Consider the following 15,737-nt stretch of genomic DNA (forward strand, 5'->3'; position numbering starts at 1 on the left):
TGACTTTACTAAATCTTAGCCAGAAAATTAATTGGCGCAAATTTCTTAAATTATTATTTAAAAGCACTGCGCAGTCCTGTTTTTTTGCCACTAATTGCACGAATTTTCACAAATTATCTTTTTGTGAGAGAATTAAAATCAAAATAAACTTTTTGATGTACGTCTAAAATTATTTTCTCTTTTAACAGAAAAAATAGAGTCAATTTGTGGCAACATTTTTTATAATGTAATCGTTGTATGCGGAATATCTGAATTTTGAAGCATTTTATGATGTCCAATTTTGATTTTCTGCACACCTCTTGATAAACTATTGAAGCAATTGTCCAATTTCGGAATCATTCCAGAATGGATTACTTTTTCTTCTTTTAGCGTATTGTATAATGCTTCGTTGATTTCTGTAATTACAGACGAATCGTCTTCTGAATCTTGCAAAACACCTTGTTTTTCAAAGCAATATGTTAGTGTAACATCAAAAACTTCAGATAATGCAATTGATAATTCGCTCGCAATCGTATCAGCATTGGTATTTAGCAATTGTCCATTTTTGTCGTGTGTAATTGCACAGAAAACGGGAACAACTCCTGCTTCTAATAAAGTTGCCAGTAATTTAGTGTTGACTTGTTTTACATCGCCTACAAATCCATAATCGATTGTTGGGTGATTTCTTTTTGTTGACTGAATTAAATTTCCGTCAGCTCCAGAAAAACCAATCGCGTTATTGTCTTTTGCCTGCAATTGCGCTACAATATGTTTATTGATTTGTCCGGCGTAAATCATTACGACAACATCAAGCATCGGGGCATCTGTAATTCGGCGTCCGTCAATCATTTGCGGAACCAAACCAATACTTTGAGCCATTTTCGTAGCCGATTTTCCACCGCCGTGAACTAAAACTTTATAGCCTTCAATTTTAGAAAAATCGGTTAAAAATTGCTCTAATTCTGCAGGATTGTCGATGATGTTTCCACCTATTTTTATTACTGATAATTGCATAAGATTCTAAGGTTCTGAGATTCTAAGATACTAAGTTTTTTTGTGCAAAGTTTCTTAGCATCTTAGTAGCTCAGAATCTTAGCAACTTTAAAAAAAATTACATTTTTTTAAGAATCTTCTGTAAAACTAATTGTGCTGAATACGTTCTGTTATTCGCTTGTTCGATTACGATTGAATTTTCTCCGTCAAGAACTTCGTCACTTACAATTACATTACGACGAACTGGAAGACAGTGCATAAATTTTCCGTTGTTGGTTAGAGCCATTTTTTCCGCTGTAACGGTCCAATTTGGATCGCTGTTGGTTACTTTTCCGTAATCGTTGAAATTACTCCAGTTTTTTACGTAAACGAAATCTGCATTTTCAAAAGCCTTATCTTGGTTGTATTCGATTGTGCAGTCTTTTGTAATTTCTGGGCTTAATTCGTAACCTTCTGGATGTGTGATTACAAAATCCATATCTTTTTGCATCTGCATCATTTCTACGAATGAATTGGCAACTGCCTGAGGCAACGCTTTTGGGTGTGGCGCCCATGAAAGCACTACTTTTGGTTTGTGTTTGGTTTTGAACTCTTCCATTGTAATCGCATCTGCCAAAGACTGTAACGGGTGACGCACAGCACTTTCCATGTTTACAATTGGCACAGTAGCATACTTCAAAAATCCTGAAATTACAGTTTCCTGATAATCTTTTTCTTTATCTGCTAAACCTGCAAAAGCACGAATTGCGATAATATCACAATATTGAGAAACTACTTCTGCAGCTTCTTTAATATGTTCTGAAGCACCAGAATTCATAACGGCTCCGTCTTCAAATTCTAAAGTCCATCCTTCGTTAGTAAAATTCATTACCATAACGTTCATTCCTAAATTTAAAGCCGCTTTTTGTGTGCTTAAACGCGTTCTTAAACTTGGATTGAAGAATAACATTCCAAGAGTTTTATTTTTTCCTAAACTTTGATTTTTAAGCGGATTCTTTTTGATTTTAATCGCTTGTTTTACCCATTTTGATAATGAGTTGATGTCTTTTATTGAGATATAGTTCATTTGTTTTTTTAATTTAGATAATGTGATAATTAGAAAATTGGATAATTGTGCTTTATCTAATTAACTAATTTTCTAATTAATTCATTAGATTATTTTAGTAAACGGAATTTCGTCTTTTAATGCCTTTAAAATAAAATTATCATTTAATCCATTGACAATCCAGGTTTCGATATTCGCTGCTTTTGAAATTGCAGCCGCTTCTATTTTGGACTGCATTCCTCCTGTTCCGTGTGATGATTTTGATTCGCTGATTTCTTTCTCGAGCGTTTTTAAATCATTTACCAATTTAATCGTTTCTGGATTTTCATCATGAATAGATTCTTTGGTATAAATTCCATTTGTATTAGTGGCAATAATCAGAATATCAACATTTAAAAGAACTGCCGTTAAAGCTGCTAATTTATCATTATCCCCAAACCGAATCTCATCTGTGGCAACGGTATCATTTTCATTGATAATCGGAATGTAATTGTTTTTAACCAATACATTAATCGTATTTACAATATTCTTTTTGGTCTGTTCTTTTTCGAAATCAGAATAAGAAAGTAAACACTGCGAGGTATTTAATCCTAGATCTTTGAAATTTTCATTGTAAATCCGCATTAAATGAGGCTGTCCTATGGAAGCTAAAGCTTGTTTTACAAAAACATCTTTATCTTGATTATCCAGCTTTACAAACTGCTTTGCCGCCGCAATTGCTCCAGAACTCACTATGATAAATTCATACTCGTCGTTTAAAGCTGCAATCTGTATTCCGAGGTCTTCAATCTTTCCCCGCGAAATATGATTGGTTTCTTTGGTTAAAGTATTACTTCCTATTTTTAATAAAATCCGTTTTTTTGTCATTTTATTTAAAGATACTAAGGTTCTAAGATGCTGAGATTCTAAGTTTTTTTTTAGAATTATCTAATTATCTAATTGCCTCAATTTTCATATTATCTCAATTACCTAATTTGTCCTTCTCCATACACGTACCATTTGTTTGTTACGAGATGTTGAAGACCAATTGGACCTCTTTGGTGAAGTTTATCGGTACTTATTGCTAATTCGCCACCAAGTCCAAATTGTCCTCCGTCTGTAAAACGGGTTGAAGCATTTTGGTAAACTGCTGCAGCATCTATTGCTTCCATAAACTGCTGTGCCGTTTCGTCGTCTCTTGTTATAATTGCTGCAGAATGTCCTCCACAGTATTTATTAATCATATCGATTGCATGATCCTGAGAATCGATGGTTCCAATTACAATTTTATAATCTAAAAACTCTTCGTACCAAATATCTTCGTTTTGAAGTGTTTTCGTATTTTCGAAATTCTCTAATGATTTATCTACAATAACTTCCACTTTTGCTTCTATTAAAGCCTCAATCAGCATTGCTGTGAAGCCTTCAAAATTAGGAAGTTTCGAATCTATTAAAACTTTATCTAAAGCATTACAAGCTGAAATTTTAGCTGTTTTAGCATTTAAAATTACTTTTAAAGCCAAATCTGTATCTGCTTTTTCATTAACGTAAACAAAATTATTTCCGCGTCCGCTTACAATAACAGGACAAGTTGCGTGTGCTTTTACAAACTCAATTAATTTTTCTCCACCTCTCGGAACAATTAAATCGACTTTTTGAGTTGGTTTTTCTAAAAACGCCTGAGTTTCTGTTCTGTTGTAATTCAGATATTCAACCCAATCTTTTGAAACTCCGTTTTCTTCTAAAGCTTTGTGCCAAAGACTTACGATTTTCAAATTTGATTTTAAAGACTCTTTTCCTCCTTTTAATAAAATTTTATTTCCTGATTTAAACGCAATTCCGCCCGCTTCTATTGTAACATCTGGACGAGATTCGTAAATGATTAAAATCGTTCCGAAAGCAGCGGTTTTATTAATGACTTTTATTCCATTATCATGAGTAAAATGAAAACGCTCAACACCAACGGGATCTTCTTGAGAAGCTAATTGGTTTAATGATAAAATCATTTCGTCAACTTTTTTATCATCTACTTTTAGGCGTTCTTCCATCGCTAAATCTGAACCGTCATAATCTGCAAGATCTTCCTGATTGGTCAAGATTATCTCATTCCGCTCCTGCTCGACCAGCTTTGCCATAGAGCGCAAAACTGCATTGCGTGTTTCAATTGATAATGGTTTCATTTTTTTGGTTTAATTGGTTAATCGTTAATTCGTTTAATCGATTAACCAGTTAAACGATTAAACGAGTTAACAGTTATAGGCAAACTTATTTTTTAAGTTCTTCTAAACTTTCTTTTAAAGCTTTTACAAACGTATCAATATCAGCTTTTTTCACAGTTAATGGCGGTAAAATTCTTAATAGATTTTTATTGTTGGCACTTCCTGTAAAAATGTGTTTTTCGATGATTAATTTCTTTCTTAAAGCAGCTACATCAAAATCAAACTCAACTCCAAGCATTAATCCTTTTCCTTTTACTTGTTTGATGCCTTCAACTTCTTTGATTTTCTCTAAGAAATATTCATAAACTTCGTTTACATTTTTCTGTAAATCTAGTTTTTCGATTACATCTAAAACCGCAATTCCCGCTGCACAAGACAAATGGCTTCCGCCGAAAGTCGTTCCTAATAATCCGAAACTTGCTTCAAATTTTGGAGAAATTAAGATCGCCCCAACAGGAAATCCATTCCCCATTCCTTTTGCAACAGAGATAATATCAGCATTGATTCCGTGATGTTGGAAAGCGAAGAATTTCCCGCTTCTTCCGTATCCTGATTGTACTTCATCTAAAATTAAAACAACATCGTGTTTTTTACAAGCTTTTTCTAAAGCCTGAAAAAACTCAGTTGTTCCTTGGTCTAAACCTCCAACTCCTTGAATTCCTTCGATAATTACTGCTGTAACATCTCCTTTAGCCAGTTCAGCTTCAACTAATTCGATTTGATTTAAAGGTAAAAAAGTAACAACTTGCTGCGCATTAATTGGCGCAACAATTTTCTTATTATCAGTAACCGCAACTGCTGCAGAAGTTCTTCCGTGGAAAGAATTATCAAAAGCCACAACTCTCGATTTTCCGTTGTGGAAAGAAGCTAGTTTTAAAGCATTTTCATTTGCCTCAGCACCAGAACTGCATAAAAACAATTCGTAATCTTCAAGACCAGAAAGTTTTCCTAATTTCTGTGCCAATTCAACCTGCAAAGGATTCTGAATTGCATTCGAATAAAATCCTAAATGATCTAATTGATTCTTCAATTTTGCTACATAATCCGGCTGCGTGTGTCCGATAGAAATCACACCATGTCCGCTGTATAAATCTAAATATTCTACTCCTTTATCATCAATAATGGTACAATCAATTGCTTTTACTGGAGTTATGTCGTATAATGGGTAAACGTTGAATAAGTTCATTTTTTGTTTTGTTTATTTTGTTTCAGGTTTCATGTTTCAAGTTGTCTACAGAACGTGCAACTTGAAACATGAAACTTGAAACTATTATTAAAATCCGCTTGGTTTCAAATGTAAACCTGTGGTTTCTTCTAATCCGAACATTAAATTCATGTTTTGAATTGCTTGTCCTGAAGCACCTTTGGTTAAGTTATCGATAATTGATGTTATGAGAACCCGGTTTCCTTTTTTCAATAAACTAATAATACATTTATTCGTCTGCACCACCTGTTTCATGTTGATGTTTGTTGTGGTAACGGTTACAAAAGGCTCATTTTTATAAAACTCTTCGTATTTCGCTACTAATTGCTCCAAACTATCATCACATAATGTATATAAAGTTGCAAAAATTCCTCTTGGGAAATCTCCTCTGTTCGGAATAAAAAGCAATTCGCTGTCAAAATCATCTTGCAACTGAACCAAACTTTCTGAAATCTCACCTAAATGCTGGTGTTCAAAAGCTTTATAATGTGACATATTATTGTTTCTCCAACTGAAATGAGAAGTTTCTGAAAGACTTACTCCTGCTCCAGTACTTCCGGTTGTGGCATTAATATGAACATCATTATTCAATAGATTATGTTCTGCTAAAGGCAATAAAGCCAATTGAATAGCAGTTGCGAAACAACCTGGATTTGCGATATAATTTGCTTTTTTGATTTCGGCTTTATTGATTTCAGGCAATCCGTAAACAAAATCTTTTCCTTCAAAATGAGCGTCTTTATTTAATCTGAAATCATTTCCTAAATCGATGATTTTGGTATGGCTTGCAAACTGATTTTCTTTCAAAAATGAAATCGATTTTCCGTGACCTAAACACAAGAAAACAACGTTCACATTTGGATTGATTTCATTCGTGAAATTCATTTCGATATCGCCCATCAAATCTTGGTGCGCCACAGAAAGCGGCTTTCCAGCGTTTGTTGTGCTGTAAACAAAATCGATGTTTACTTTGGGGTGATACATTAAAATTCTGATGAGTTCTCCGGCCGTGTAGCCCGAACCACCAATAATTCCGACATTAATCATGATCTAATTTGTTTACAGATGAGAAAATATTTTGTGCATTTCCTAAAATCTTAATAAATCCTTTTGCATCGTCAGATGTCCAAGCATTGTTCATTTCGCCATATTGACCGAAACCTGTGTTCATTAAATCATTTTCAGATTCAATTCCATCAAGTGAGAAATGATATGGTTTTAAAGAAACTGTTACCGTTCCGTTTACTGTTTTTTGCGTGTCTTGCAAGAACGTTTCAATGTTTCTCATCACTGGATCTAAGAACTGACCTTCGTGGAATAACATTCCGTACCAGTTTCCTAATTGTTCTTTCCAGTATTGCTGCCATTTTCCAAGAGTATGTTTCTCTAATAAATGGTGCGCTTTGATGATAATTAACGGAGCTGCAGCTTCAAAACCAACTCTTCCTTTAATTCCAATAATCGTATCTCCAACGTGAATATCTCTACCAATTGCGTAAGCACTTGCCAGTTTTTCTAGAGCTACAATATTATTTGATGGTTTGTCCGTTTTTCCGTTTAAACCAACTAATTCTCCTTGCTCAAAATGAAGCGTTACTTTCTCTTCTCCTTCTTTTTGCAATTGAGAAGGATACGCTTCACTTGGCAACGGTTGTCCTGAAGTTAAAGTTTCTTTTCCTCCAACACTTGTTCCCCAAAGTCCTTTATTGATAGAATATTGTGCTTTTTCCCAAGAATAGTGAACTCCGTTTTGAGCTAGATAATCCACTTCTTCTTGTCTTGACAATTTTAAATCTCTAATCGGCGTAATGATTTCGATTTCTGGAGCAATAGTCTGGAAAATCAAATCAAAACGAATTTGGTCGTTTCCTGCACCAGTACTTCCGTGAGCGATTGCAGTTGCTCCTACTTTTTTCGCATATTTTATAGCTTCAATTGCCTGAAAAACACGCTCAGCACTAACTGATAACGGATAAGTATTGTTTTTTAATACGTTTCCAAAAATCAAGTATTTTATAGCTTTATCGTAATATTTATCTAAAATTGTTAAGTTGGCATGTTGTGCACTTCCTAATTCGTAAGCTCTTTTTTCTATTGCTGATAATTCTTCTGCGCTAAATCCTCCTGTATCAACAAGAACGGTATGAACCTCATAACCTTTTTCGTTCTTTAAATATTTCAAACAATACGAGGTATCTAATCCTCCGCTATAAGCTAATACTACTTTTTTCATTTTTTATAATTTAGGCTAATACTTTCGTATATAGCAGTTTGAGATTTCTTTTTAATTAAATTTTAAATAAAAAAACAAATGACAATATTTTGTTTAAAAATAAAGCTTGTTTGATTTTTTTAAGTCTGCTTAAAACAGCCTCATTAAAAGGATGTCTTGGCGGTGTTTTTTGTTTTTCTTTTGGATCGTACAACATTCCAGTGCAAAGACACATTTTGTTTTCTTTGCTCTGTAAAATTGGGAAGTTAGTACAGGTTTTACAGCCCGCCCAGAAACTTGGATCGGTTGTCAATTCTGAGAAAGGAACTGGTTTATAGCCTAATTCAGAGTTAATTTTCATAACAGCTAAACCTGTAGTAATTCCAAATATCTTAGCATCTGGAAATCTTTTCAAAGAATAATCAAAAACTTTGGATTTTATTTTTTTTGCCAAACCATGACTTCTATAATCTGGATGTACAATTAATCCTGAATGAGCGACAAATTTTCCGTGCTGCCAGCTTTCTATATAGCAAAAACCTGCAAATTTTCCGTCTGCCAAAGCAATCATCGCATCACCATTTGCCATTTTTTTCTGAATGTACTCAGGAGTCCTTTTAGCAATCCCCGTACCTCTTAATAAGGCAGACGATTCTATCGTATCGCAGATTTCCTGCGCATACTTAAAGTGTTCTTCTTGAGTTACAACAATAGAGATCTTCATTTCAATTATTGAAGTTAGAGTTAAAAATTAAAGCATATTGATTCGCTTGAAATCCAGAATTGAATCCAATAAAATTAAGCATAAAAGAAGTAACTTCTTCAAAACCAAAACATTGATTAAGAAAATTTACAAAATAATAAATACTTTTAGGATGCGTTTGTCCAATGGACAAATTATGTGATTTCAAAATGAAAAATGGATATGAATAAATATACGGCTATAAAACTCAGTGAACACTATAGAGATAGTGTCCGTACTTCGGGAGAAGTAATCGGTGAGTTTGTCCGTGACAAAGAAGTTATATGTAAACTTATTTTATTCATCGGTGCAAAAGTACATTATTTTTTTATTTACAAAACAAAAAATTAAAATTCTAACATTTTTTTTAGTTTTTGTTAATATATGCAAAAATAAAAACCCGATAATTATTTCTAATTATCGGGTTTTAAATAGGTTATATCTCTATAATTTTTACTTCTTAGTAAACTGCATTATTTGTCCATTATCTAAAATTGTCATGTCAAACGCATTTTTAGCTTCATTAAATTTAAATTTTAATCCCGCTCTTTTCGATTCAAATGTGTCTTTTTCGCCTGCTACAGGTTCTAATGTAAACTTAGGATAATTTGGAAGTTCGGCAACTAAAGCACTATTTTTTTCTGTCAGTTCAATAGTTAAAGGAGATTTTGCTGTAGCATATTTACCTAAATATCCATCTAAAATAATATCTTTTTCCAATTTACCTTTTGCTGCTGTCCAAACATTATTTGAGTCGTTATTATCTGGAAAAACATGATCAGGATCTAACGTAATACTTTCAATTTCTTCTGTAGAATTGTGTTTGAAAGACCAGCTTTTATTACGCTGCCATACTTCTACCGGAAGATTAACTCTAGTCACTTTTCCGCCTTTTGTTTTCACATCTAAAACAATTGGCATTGGCATTTTATCAAAATTTTCAACTGTAATTATGGCACCTTTAGCAGGATCGTTTTTCACATATTTTACAGAATTAACACCTTGATCAAAACGCCAATTATTTACGTACCAGCTTCTCCAGAACCAGCTTAAGTCTTCACCAGCCACATTTTCCATAGATCTAAAGAAATCATCTGGTTGTGGATGTTTATATGCCCAACGCTGAATATAGGTTCTAAAAGCAGTATCAAAACGCTCTTTTCCTAAAATCTGTTCTCTTAAAATCACTAAACCTGCGCTTGGTTTAAAGTAGCATAACATACCAATATTAGCTTCCTTCATGTTATCAGGAGAACTCATAATCGTTTCTAAGTCGGGTCTAGTAAACGGTTCTGCTTGTTCGTGCAAATCTGTTGGCTGTTCTTTGTACTCTCCATTATTAAATGCAGCAGTGCTTAACGAGTTAATAAAAGTGTTAAATCCTTCATCCATCCAAGCAAACAATCTTTCATTAGAACCAACAATCATTGGAAACCAAATATGTCCAAATTCGTGATCTGTAACTCCCCATAAATCTGCTCCTTTAGATTTCCATCCGCAGAAAACAATTCCAGGATATTCCATTCCTCCTTCATTACCTGCAACGTTTGTAGCTGCTGGATAAGGATATTCGAACCATTGTTTAGAATAATGTTCGATTGAAGCTTTCACATATTCTGTAGAACGTCCATAAGCACCTTGCCCATCACTTTCAACTGGATAAGCAGACAATGCTAATGATTTTTTACCGCTTGGAAGGTTAATTTTAGCGCCGTCTAAGATAAAAGCCGGAGAAGATGCCCAAGAAAAATCACGTGCATTTTTGATTTTATAATGCCATGTTTTTTCAGTTCCTGAATTGCTATTTGCTGTTGCGTTAACTTCATCAGCAGTACGGATCATAACTGTTTTATCACTGTTTGAAGCGTCTTTATATCTTTTTAATTGCTCAGCAGAAAATACTTCCTGACCGTTTAGCAATTCTCCTGAAGCTACAACGTAGTGATTTCCTGGAACTGTAAGTTTCACATCAAAATCTCCATATTCTAAGTAAAACTCAGACGCACCTAAATAAGGAGCTGTATTCCATCCTCTAACATCATCATACACACACATACGTGGGTACCATTGTGCAATTGTGAAGATTTTTCCGTTTTTAGTTTCCAAAACTCCCATTCTATCAGACCCCTCGAAAGGCGCGATGAAAGAAAATTCGATTTTAACTTTTACAGAGCCTCCTTTTGCAGCTAATTCTTGTGGAAGGAAAATCTGCATTCTTGTGTCTGTAACTATATATTTAGCAACTGTTTCTGTTTTAGTTTTTCCACCAGTAATTACTTTTACAGATTTAATTTTATTTCCACCATCAAAAACTTGTCCTTGGGCTCCGTTACGGCTTCCTGTCAAAGGCACGATAGCGTTTCCTCTAGAATCTTCTTTAAATAAGTTCTGATCTAAATTCAGCCAAAGAAATGATAATTTATTAGGGCTATTATTAGTATAAGTAATTTCATCTGTCCCTACAATCTCATTTGTAGTTCCGTTTAATTTTGCCGTAATCTGATAATCGGCTCTATTCTGCCAATACTCAACTCCTGGCTCACCACTTGCAGTACGAGTTGATGTAGCATTTTTGGTGTAAAAATGAGGTCCAAAGGCATCATGATAATTGTAATTGTTTACCGGATTTGCTGCTGTCGCTGACGGGGTTTGCTGCGCCCATACTGAAGAAATCCCAAAAAATAAAGCCGCGGTTAAAATGGCTTTTGCAGATTGCTTTTTCATATTTTTTAGCTGTTTATGTAGCAAATTAATGAAAAAAAAAGCTATTTACAGAGAAACTTTAAAACATAAATTCAATTTTAGCAAAATTTTATCAATAAAATAATTTAAGCCTTTTTCTTAAAAAACTAAATTTTATAAAATATATTTACATCTCTATAAAAAATATTCATTTTATATTTAACATTGTGACTACAACTATTTCAAATTCAATATTAAAAGCTTCCATTAAACATGCTGGAGCTGAATTATTTTCATTAAAAGACAATCAAGAAAACGAATATATCTGGGAAGGCAATCCAGATTTTTGGGGCAAACATTCTCCCGTACTTTTTCCAATTGTAGGAACTTTAAAAAATAACACTTACACAATCAGCGAAAAAGAATACCATCTGCCACGCCATGGTTTTGCTCGTGACATGGACTTTGAATTGATTGAAAAAACGGAAAACAAAGCCGTTTTCTCTCTTCAATCTTCTGAAGAAACATTGCAGAAGTATCCTTTTGAATTTGAATTACAGCTTATTTATACGCTTAATGAAAACGCATTGGAGCTTGAATACAAAGTCATTAATAAAGGAAAAGAAAAAATGCCTTTTTCTATTGGAGCGCACCCAGCAATTGCTCTTCCTAATCATTTTGAAGATTATGCTCTTCAATTTGAAAAAGAGGAAAGTTTAAAATATTACCTTCTTGAAAACGATTTGATTTCGTCTAAAACTAAAATTTTAGAAACAAAAGACAATTTAGTTCCTTTAAATTATGAGCTATTTAGTAACGATGCTCTAATCTTTAAAACATTAGAATCAAAATCTTTAACTATTTTAAACAATTCAAAACCTTATATAAAAGTTGATTATAAAGATTTTCCAAGTTTAGGAATCTGGACAAAAGAAGACGCACCTTTTATTTGTATTGAACCATGGCTTGGATATTCTGACACTGATGAAAACACAGGTGATTTATACCAAAAAGAGGGAATTTTGACATTGGAAGCCAACAAAGATTTCAGTGCAAAATTTAGTATAACAACATTATAATAAAGAAAATGTTAGATTTTAACTTTACTCCATTTCCTGTAATAGAAACAGAACGCATAATTCTAGACCGCCTTAACAACAAAGACGTACAGGAAGTATTTGAGCTACGTTCTAATCCTGAAATCATGAAATTTATTCCAAGACCTTTGGCAAAAAATCATGAAGATGCTTTGGAGCACATCAAAATAATCAATGATAAAATTGACGATAACACTGGAATAAATTGGAGTATCAGACTAAAAGGCAACCCTAAGTTGCTTGGAATTATTGGTTTTTACAGATTGCAACCTGAAAATTACCGAGCAGAAATAGGCTATATGCTTTCACCCGATTATCATGGAAAAGGAATTATTCCAGAAGCTGTAAACCGACTAATTAAATTTGGTTTTGAAGATTTAAAACTTCATTCTATAGAAGCTGTAATTGATCCAGAAAATTATGCTTCAGAAAAAGTATTACAAAAATGTGGATTTGTTAAAGAAGCTCATTTAAAAGAATCAGAATTTTGGGAAGGAAAATTTCTTGATAAGGTAATCTATTCATTATTAGAAAAGTAGATTTTCATTCTTGTTAAAATAATCTTATAGCCAATTGTTCTCTAGCATTATACGTTATATTTGCGCTCGAAATCAGCAAAAAAAAGCTGTTTTGAATCCAAAACATTTTTATGAAAAAAATACCCGCCCTACTTGTTCTTTTATTTTGTATACAATTACAAAGTCAGACATTTGTAAAATTTAACGGAGCAACTGCTTTATTAGCGATCCCAAATATTGGTATAGAAACTAGCATTGGAGAGAAAACCACATTTAGTGCCGATGTAATGGCTTCTTTCTGGGAATCGTTTAACGGACAAAATCCAATGAAATTTATTACTGTTACTCCAGAAGTACGTTACCATTTTAAAGAAAAATATAACGGTTTTTATGTAGGAGGACATATTGGAGCTGATAAATACGAATTGCAAAAATGGAACTATTGGGACAGTAATCACTATGAAGACGGTTTTGGCTACAGACTTGGTGCTACAGTTGGTTACAACCTAAAACTAAGTGATAAGTTTTTACTTGACTTTTTTGTAGGCGGTGGATGGCACCAAGGTTTTTATAAAGGATATTATAATGATGGAACTCCAGGAAGGTATGAAAAAGCCCCGAATTATAATAAAAGTGGTGAATGGCTTCCGTACCGTGGAGGAGTTATGATTTCATACAAATTATAAAATCAGGTTAACTTAGGAAGCGTTTTTACATAAAGCTCTTCTACTTTTTTACGAGCCCAATCTGTTTTTCTCAAGAATGTAAGACTCGATTTTACACTCGGATTTGAAGTAAAACATTTTACTGGAATTAATTCTCCTAAAGTATCAAATCCATAATAATTGACTAAAGTTTCGACAATTTTTTGAAGCGTGATTCCGTGAAGAGGGTCTTTAAATTGATTTTGCATTTTGTACTTTTTAGATAATAAATCAAAAAGACCGTACTAGGAAAAGTACGGTCTTTTCTTTTTGCAAAATTACTAAAATAGAATTTTACGATAATCAAATAAAGAATAAATTAGAATACGAATTTAAATCCGACAGAAACAGGAGAAGTCAAATTTGGGTTACTTCCTGCTAAAGCTGTGTTGTAAAAGGGATCTACATTGGCAACATGTGCTAAACCAAAATTGGTAACTGTAGTTTTGTCTCCAGTTTTAGGATCAAGTGTTGTTGATGTAAAGTTTGCCAGATCATAAGAAAACTCCACAGAGAAATTCTTAGTCACGAAATAATCAAATCCGCCTGATAGAGACAACCCAACTTGATTTACTTTTAACTCACTTTCTTTTTCTTTACCAGTAATAATAGGCACTGCCAATTGTCCGAAGAAATAAAGTGAACCAGCAACATTCCAATATTTTCTAACTAAAGGCTGCGCTACAAATAGATTTGTTTTTGCTGCAGTTCCAGCATCAGAATCTGCTTTAATGTTGATAAAACCAATTCCTGCACCTACAGCAACAGATGGCGTTACAAATGTTCCAACAATTGGCAGCACAGATAATGTAGTATTTTTTTCATCTGCCGTTTTAGTTTGTTGATAACCGAATTGGGAGGTTGCAAACCATGCACCTTTTAGTCCTTGAGTTGAATCTTGGGCTTTAGCAGTTAAACCGATTAATACCATACTCACTAATGTTACAATCTTTTTCATTTTATTTCGTTTTTTTTTTTAAATTACAAGACAAACTTATGTGTAAGCTTTTTGCTCAAGACTGATTAAAATCATAGATTAAAAAAAAACTTTAATTATATTTAACTGCCACATTTTTTTCAATTTTGTCTTACATTTGCAGCTATGATAAAATCAGTCAATATACTTAACAAAAGAGCCCGATTCGATTACGAAATAATCGATACGTACACTGCTGGAATTGTTTTGGCAGGAACAGAAATTAAATCTATACGTTTAGGGAAAGCAAACATTACCGAAAGTTTTTGTGAATTTAGTGGTATGGAACTTTTTGCCATTAATACTTATATTGAAGAATATTCTTTTGGAAATCAATTCAATCATAAATCTAGAAGTGAGCGAAAATTACTTTTAAACAAAAAAGAGTTAAAAACGCTACATAAAAGTGTTCAGGCAAAAGGACTTACTATTATCCCTTTGAAATTATTTACAAATGAAAAAGGTTTAGCCAAATTACAGATCGGTCTTTGCAAAGGAAAGAAGAACTATGACAAACGTGAATCTCTAAAAGAGCAAGACACTAAACGAGATTTAGACCGTATTAAAAAAGCTTACAACTAGTAAGCTTTTTTATTTTCACACAAAACACTTATAATTAACATTTTATATTTATTTTTACTTATAACCAATTTAACTGTAAAATATGAAAAAGTACTTAGTTTTGTTTTTCGCTATTGCAGCGTTTTCAAGTTGTGGCAGTAATACTTCTATTGTAAACAGCTGGAGAGATCCTGATGTAACGATTGCTCAGGAACAATTTAAAAAAGTTTTGGTTGTCGCTTTAGTCAAAGATGAAGCTTCGAGACGAATTACAGAAAACAGAATTGCTGCAAGCAATCCAGTATTTAAAACTTCGTATCAATACTTAAATGCAACTTCACAATTATCACAAGAACAAAAACTAAAGGTTTTACAAGACGAAAATTTTGACGGAGTAATCAGTATGCGATTAGTCAGCAAAGAAAAAGAAGTTAATTATGTTCCTGGCACTTATACAGGAATGTACTATGGCGGTTTTGACGGAATGTATACAGGAATGTACGGTTATGGTTTTGGAAACTGGTACGGAATGTATTCTCCAAACTTTTACGATCCTGGATATTACCAAGAAACCACATCTTATATGGTAGAAACCAATGTGTTTTCACTAAAACAAAACAAATTAATCTGGACAGGAACTACAGAATCGCAATATGTTACCGATTTAGGACAAACCGTTGATGCGATAATGCAAGCTGTTGTAAAAGAAATGAGAAAGGACGGATCGCTTCCTCCCAAATAAAACATCAAGAGCAGTATTTCAAAAATGCTGCTTTTCTTTTGCCTAAAAAATTGACTAATTTTGTCAAGACTAAATCTTTCATAG

General features: G+C 33.3%; 17 protein-coding genes. 6 read left to right on the plus strand and 11 right to left on the minus strand.

Annotation, left to right across the window (positions count from 1 at the left end; all coding sequences use genetic code 11):
- Positions 1 to 219 precede the first annotated feature (219 nt).
- The 8 genes from argB to BSF41_RS01000 form a co-directional block, all read right to left on the minus strand.
- A complete protein-coding gene (gene argB / locus BSF41_RS00965; RefSeq protein WP_095927662.1) occupies positions 220 to 993 on the minus strand; it encodes an acetylglutamate kinase in 774 nt (257 codons plus the stop codon).
- A gap of 97 nt (positions 994 to 1,090) precedes the next feature.
- The gene (locus tag BSF41_RS00970; protein ID WP_095927663.1) at positions 1,091 to 2,038 is read right to left on the minus strand and encodes an N-acetylornithine carbamoyltransferase; all 948 of its coding nucleotides are present in this window, start codon (positions 2,036 to 2,038) and stop codon (positions 1,091 to 1,093) included.
- Between the two features lie 84 nt (positions 2,039 to 2,122).
- A complete protein-coding gene (gene proB / locus BSF41_RS00975) occupies positions 2,123 to 2,884 on the minus strand; it encodes a glutamate 5-kinase (protein ID WP_095927664.1) in 762 nt (253 codons plus the stop codon).
- Between the two features lie 98 nt (positions 2,885 to 2,982).
- Positions 2,983 to 4,176, minus strand: coding sequence for a glutamate-5-semialdehyde dehydrogenase (locus BSF41_RS00980; RefSeq protein ID WP_095927665.1), 1,194 nt, complete (start codon positions 4,174 to 4,176; stop codon positions 2,983 to 2,985).
- Positions 4,177 to 4,261: 85 nt separating this feature from the next.
- Positions 4,262 to 5,401, minus strand: coding sequence for an aspartate aminotransferase family protein (locus BSF41_RS00985; protein ID WP_095927666.1), 1,140 nt, complete (start codon positions 5,399 to 5,401; stop codon positions 4,262 to 4,264).
- 87 nt (positions 5,402 to 5,488) lie between these two features.
- Positions 5,489 to 6,466 carry an N-acetyl-gamma-glutamyl-phosphate reductase gene (argC, locus tag BSF41_RS00990; RefSeq protein ID WP_095927667.1) on the minus strand — a complete coding sequence of 326 codons (978 nt, stop codon included), beginning with the start codon at positions 6,464 to 6,466 and terminating at the stop codon, positions 5,489 to 5,491.
- Complete coding sequence (locus BSF41_RS00995; protein ID WP_095927668.1) at positions 6,459 to 7,652, minus strand: argininosuccinate synthase; 1,194 nt, start codon at positions 7,650 to 7,652, stop codon at positions 6,459 to 6,461. The genes argC and BSF41_RS00995 overlap by 8 nt, the downstream gene beginning before the upstream one ends.
- Positions 7,653 to 7,707: 55 nt before the next feature.
- Positions 7,708 to 8,355, minus strand: a complete 648-nt coding sequence (locus BSF41_RS01000; protein WP_095927669.1) for a GNAT family N-acetyltransferase — start codon at positions 8,353 to 8,355, stop codon at positions 7,708 to 7,710.
- Between the two features lie 201 nt (positions 8,356 to 8,556).
- Here BSF41_RS01000 and BSF41_RS23670 point away from each other — a divergent pair, with 201 nt between their 5' ends.
- Positions 8,557 to 8,724 (plus strand): hypothetical protein, encoded by a 168-nt coding sequence (locus tag BSF41_RS23670; protein WP_162615021.1) that lies wholly within the window; start codon positions 8,557 to 8,559, stop codon positions 8,722 to 8,724.
- 102 nt (positions 8,725 to 8,826) lie between these two features.
- Here BSF41_RS23670 and BSF41_RS01005 read toward each other — a convergent pair whose 3' ends face one another.
- Positions 8,827 to 11,097 (minus strand): M1 family metallopeptidase, encoded by a 2,271-nt coding sequence (locus BSF41_RS01005; protein ID WP_095927670.1) that lies wholly within the window; start codon positions 11,095 to 11,097, stop codon positions 8,827 to 8,829.
- A 185-nt stretch (positions 11,098 to 11,282) separates the two neighbouring features.
- Between BSF41_RS01005 and BSF41_RS01010 the strand changes: the two genes are divergently transcribed.
- The 3 genes from BSF41_RS01010 to BSF41_RS01020 all read left to right on the plus strand — a co-directional run bounded on the left by BSF41_RS01010 (position 11,283) and on the right by BSF41_RS01020 (position 13,356).
- Positions 11,283 to 12,134, plus strand: a complete 852-nt coding sequence (locus BSF41_RS01010) for an aldose 1-epimerase family protein (protein ID WP_095927671.1) — start codon at positions 11,283 to 11,285, stop codon at positions 12,132 to 12,134.
- Between the two features lie 8 nt (positions 12,135 to 12,142).
- Complete coding sequence (locus BSF41_RS01015) at positions 12,143 to 12,691, plus strand: GNAT family N-acetyltransferase (RefSeq protein ID WP_095927672.1); 549 nt, start codon at positions 12,143 to 12,145, stop codon at positions 12,689 to 12,691.
- A 110-nt stretch (positions 12,692 to 12,801) separates the two neighbouring features.
- Positions 12,802 to 13,356 carry a DUF3575 domain-containing protein gene (locus BSF41_RS01020; protein WP_095927673.1) on the plus strand — a complete coding sequence of 185 codons (555 nt, stop codon included), beginning with the start codon at positions 12,802 to 12,804 and terminating at the stop codon, positions 13,354 to 13,356.
- Between the two features lie 2 nt (positions 13,357 to 13,358).
- Here BSF41_RS01020 and BSF41_RS01025 read toward each other — a convergent pair whose 3' ends face one another.
- Positions 13,359 to 13,583, minus strand: coding sequence for a VF530 family DNA-binding protein (locus tag BSF41_RS01025; RefSeq protein ID WP_095927674.1), 225 nt, complete (start codon positions 13,581 to 13,583; stop codon positions 13,359 to 13,361).
- Positions 13,584 to 13,693: 110 nt separating this feature from the next.
- The gene (locus tag BSF41_RS01030; RefSeq protein WP_095927675.1) at positions 13,694 to 14,332 is read right to left on the minus strand and encodes an outer membrane beta-barrel protein; all 639 of its coding nucleotides are present in this window, start codon (positions 14,330 to 14,332) and stop codon (positions 13,694 to 13,696) included.
- A 144-nt stretch (positions 14,333 to 14,476) separates the two neighbouring features.
- On the opposite strand from BSF41_RS01030, the gene smpB reads away from it, so the two are divergent.
- Both smpB and BSF41_RS01040 read left to right on the plus strand, forming a co-directional pair.
- Complete coding sequence (gene smpB, locus BSF41_RS01035) at positions 14,477 to 14,932, plus strand: SsrA-binding protein SmpB (protein ID WP_095927676.1); 456 nt, start codon at positions 14,477 to 14,479, stop codon at positions 14,930 to 14,932.
- 82 nt (positions 14,933 to 15,014) lie between these two features.
- On the plus strand, positions 15,015 to 15,653 hold the full coding sequence (locus BSF41_RS01040; RefSeq protein WP_095927677.1) for a hypothetical protein: 639 nt from the start codon (positions 15,015 to 15,017) through the stop codon (positions 15,651 to 15,653).
- The last annotated feature ends 84 nt before the right edge of the window (positions 15,654 to 15,737 follow it).

Source organism: Flavobacterium sp. ACN2 (genome assembly GCF_002303885.1).
Lineage (GTDB): Bacteria > Bacteroidota > Bacteroidia > Flavobacteriales > Flavobacteriaceae > Flavobacterium.

Coding starts and splice junctions, on each gene's coding strand:
- BSF41_RS00970 (WP_095927663.1), bottom strand. CDS start 2,038: ATGAACTATATCTCAATAAAAGACATCAACTCATTATCAAAATGGGTA.
- BSF41_RS00995 (WP_095927668.1), bottom strand. CDS start 7,652: ATGAAAAAAGTAGTATTAGCTTATAGCGGAGGATTAGATACCTCGTAT.
- BSF41_RS01030 (WP_095927675.1), bottom strand. CDS start 14,332: ATGAAAAAGATTGTAACATTAGTGAGTATGGTATTAATCGGTTTAACT.
- proB (WP_095927664.1), bottom strand. CDS start 2,884: ATGACAAAAAAACGGATTTTATTAAAAATAGGAAGTAATACTTTAACC.
- BSF41_RS01015 (WP_095927672.1), top strand. CDS start 12,143: ATGTTAGATTTTAACTTTACTCCATTTCCTGTAATAGAAACAGAACGC.
- BSF41_RS00985 (WP_095927666.1), bottom strand. CDS start 5,401: ATGAACTTATTCAACGTTTACCCATTATACGACATAACTCCAGTAAAA.
- BSF41_RS00980 (WP_095927665.1), bottom strand. CDS start 4,176: ATGAAACCATTATCAATTGAAACACGCAATGCAGTTTTGCGCTCTATG.
- BSF41_RS01005 (WP_095927670.1), bottom strand. CDS start 11,097: ATGAAAAAGCAATCTGCAAAAGCCATTTTAACCGCGGCTTTATTTTTT.
- BSF41_RS23670 (WP_162615021.1), top strand. CDS start 8,557: ATGAATAAATATACGGCTATAAAACTCAGTGAACACTATAGAGATAGT.
- BSF41_RS01040 (WP_095927677.1), top strand. CDS start 15,015: ATGAAAAAGTACTTAGTTTTGTTTTTCGCTATTGCAGCGTTTTCAAGT.
- BSF41_RS01000 (WP_095927669.1), bottom strand. CDS start 8,355: ATGAAGATCTCTATTGTTGTAACTCAAGAAGAACACTTTAAGTATGCG.
- argB (WP_095927662.1), bottom strand. CDS start 993: ATGCAATTATCAGTAATAAAAATAGGTGGAAACATCATCGACAATCCT.
- BSF41_RS01025 (WP_095927674.1), bottom strand. CDS start 13,583: ATGCAAAATCAATTTAAAGACCCTCTTCACGGAATCACGCTTCAAAAA.
- smpB (WP_095927676.1), top strand. CDS start 14,477: ATGATAAAATCAGTCAATATACTTAACAAAAGAGCCCGATTCGATTAC.
- BSF41_RS01020 (WP_095927673.1), top strand. CDS start 12,802: ATGAAAAAAATACCCGCCCTACTTGTTCTTTTATTTTGTATACAATTA.
- argC (WP_095927667.1), bottom strand. CDS start 6,466: ATGATTAATGTCGGAATTATTGGTGGTTCGGGCTACACGGCCGGAGAA.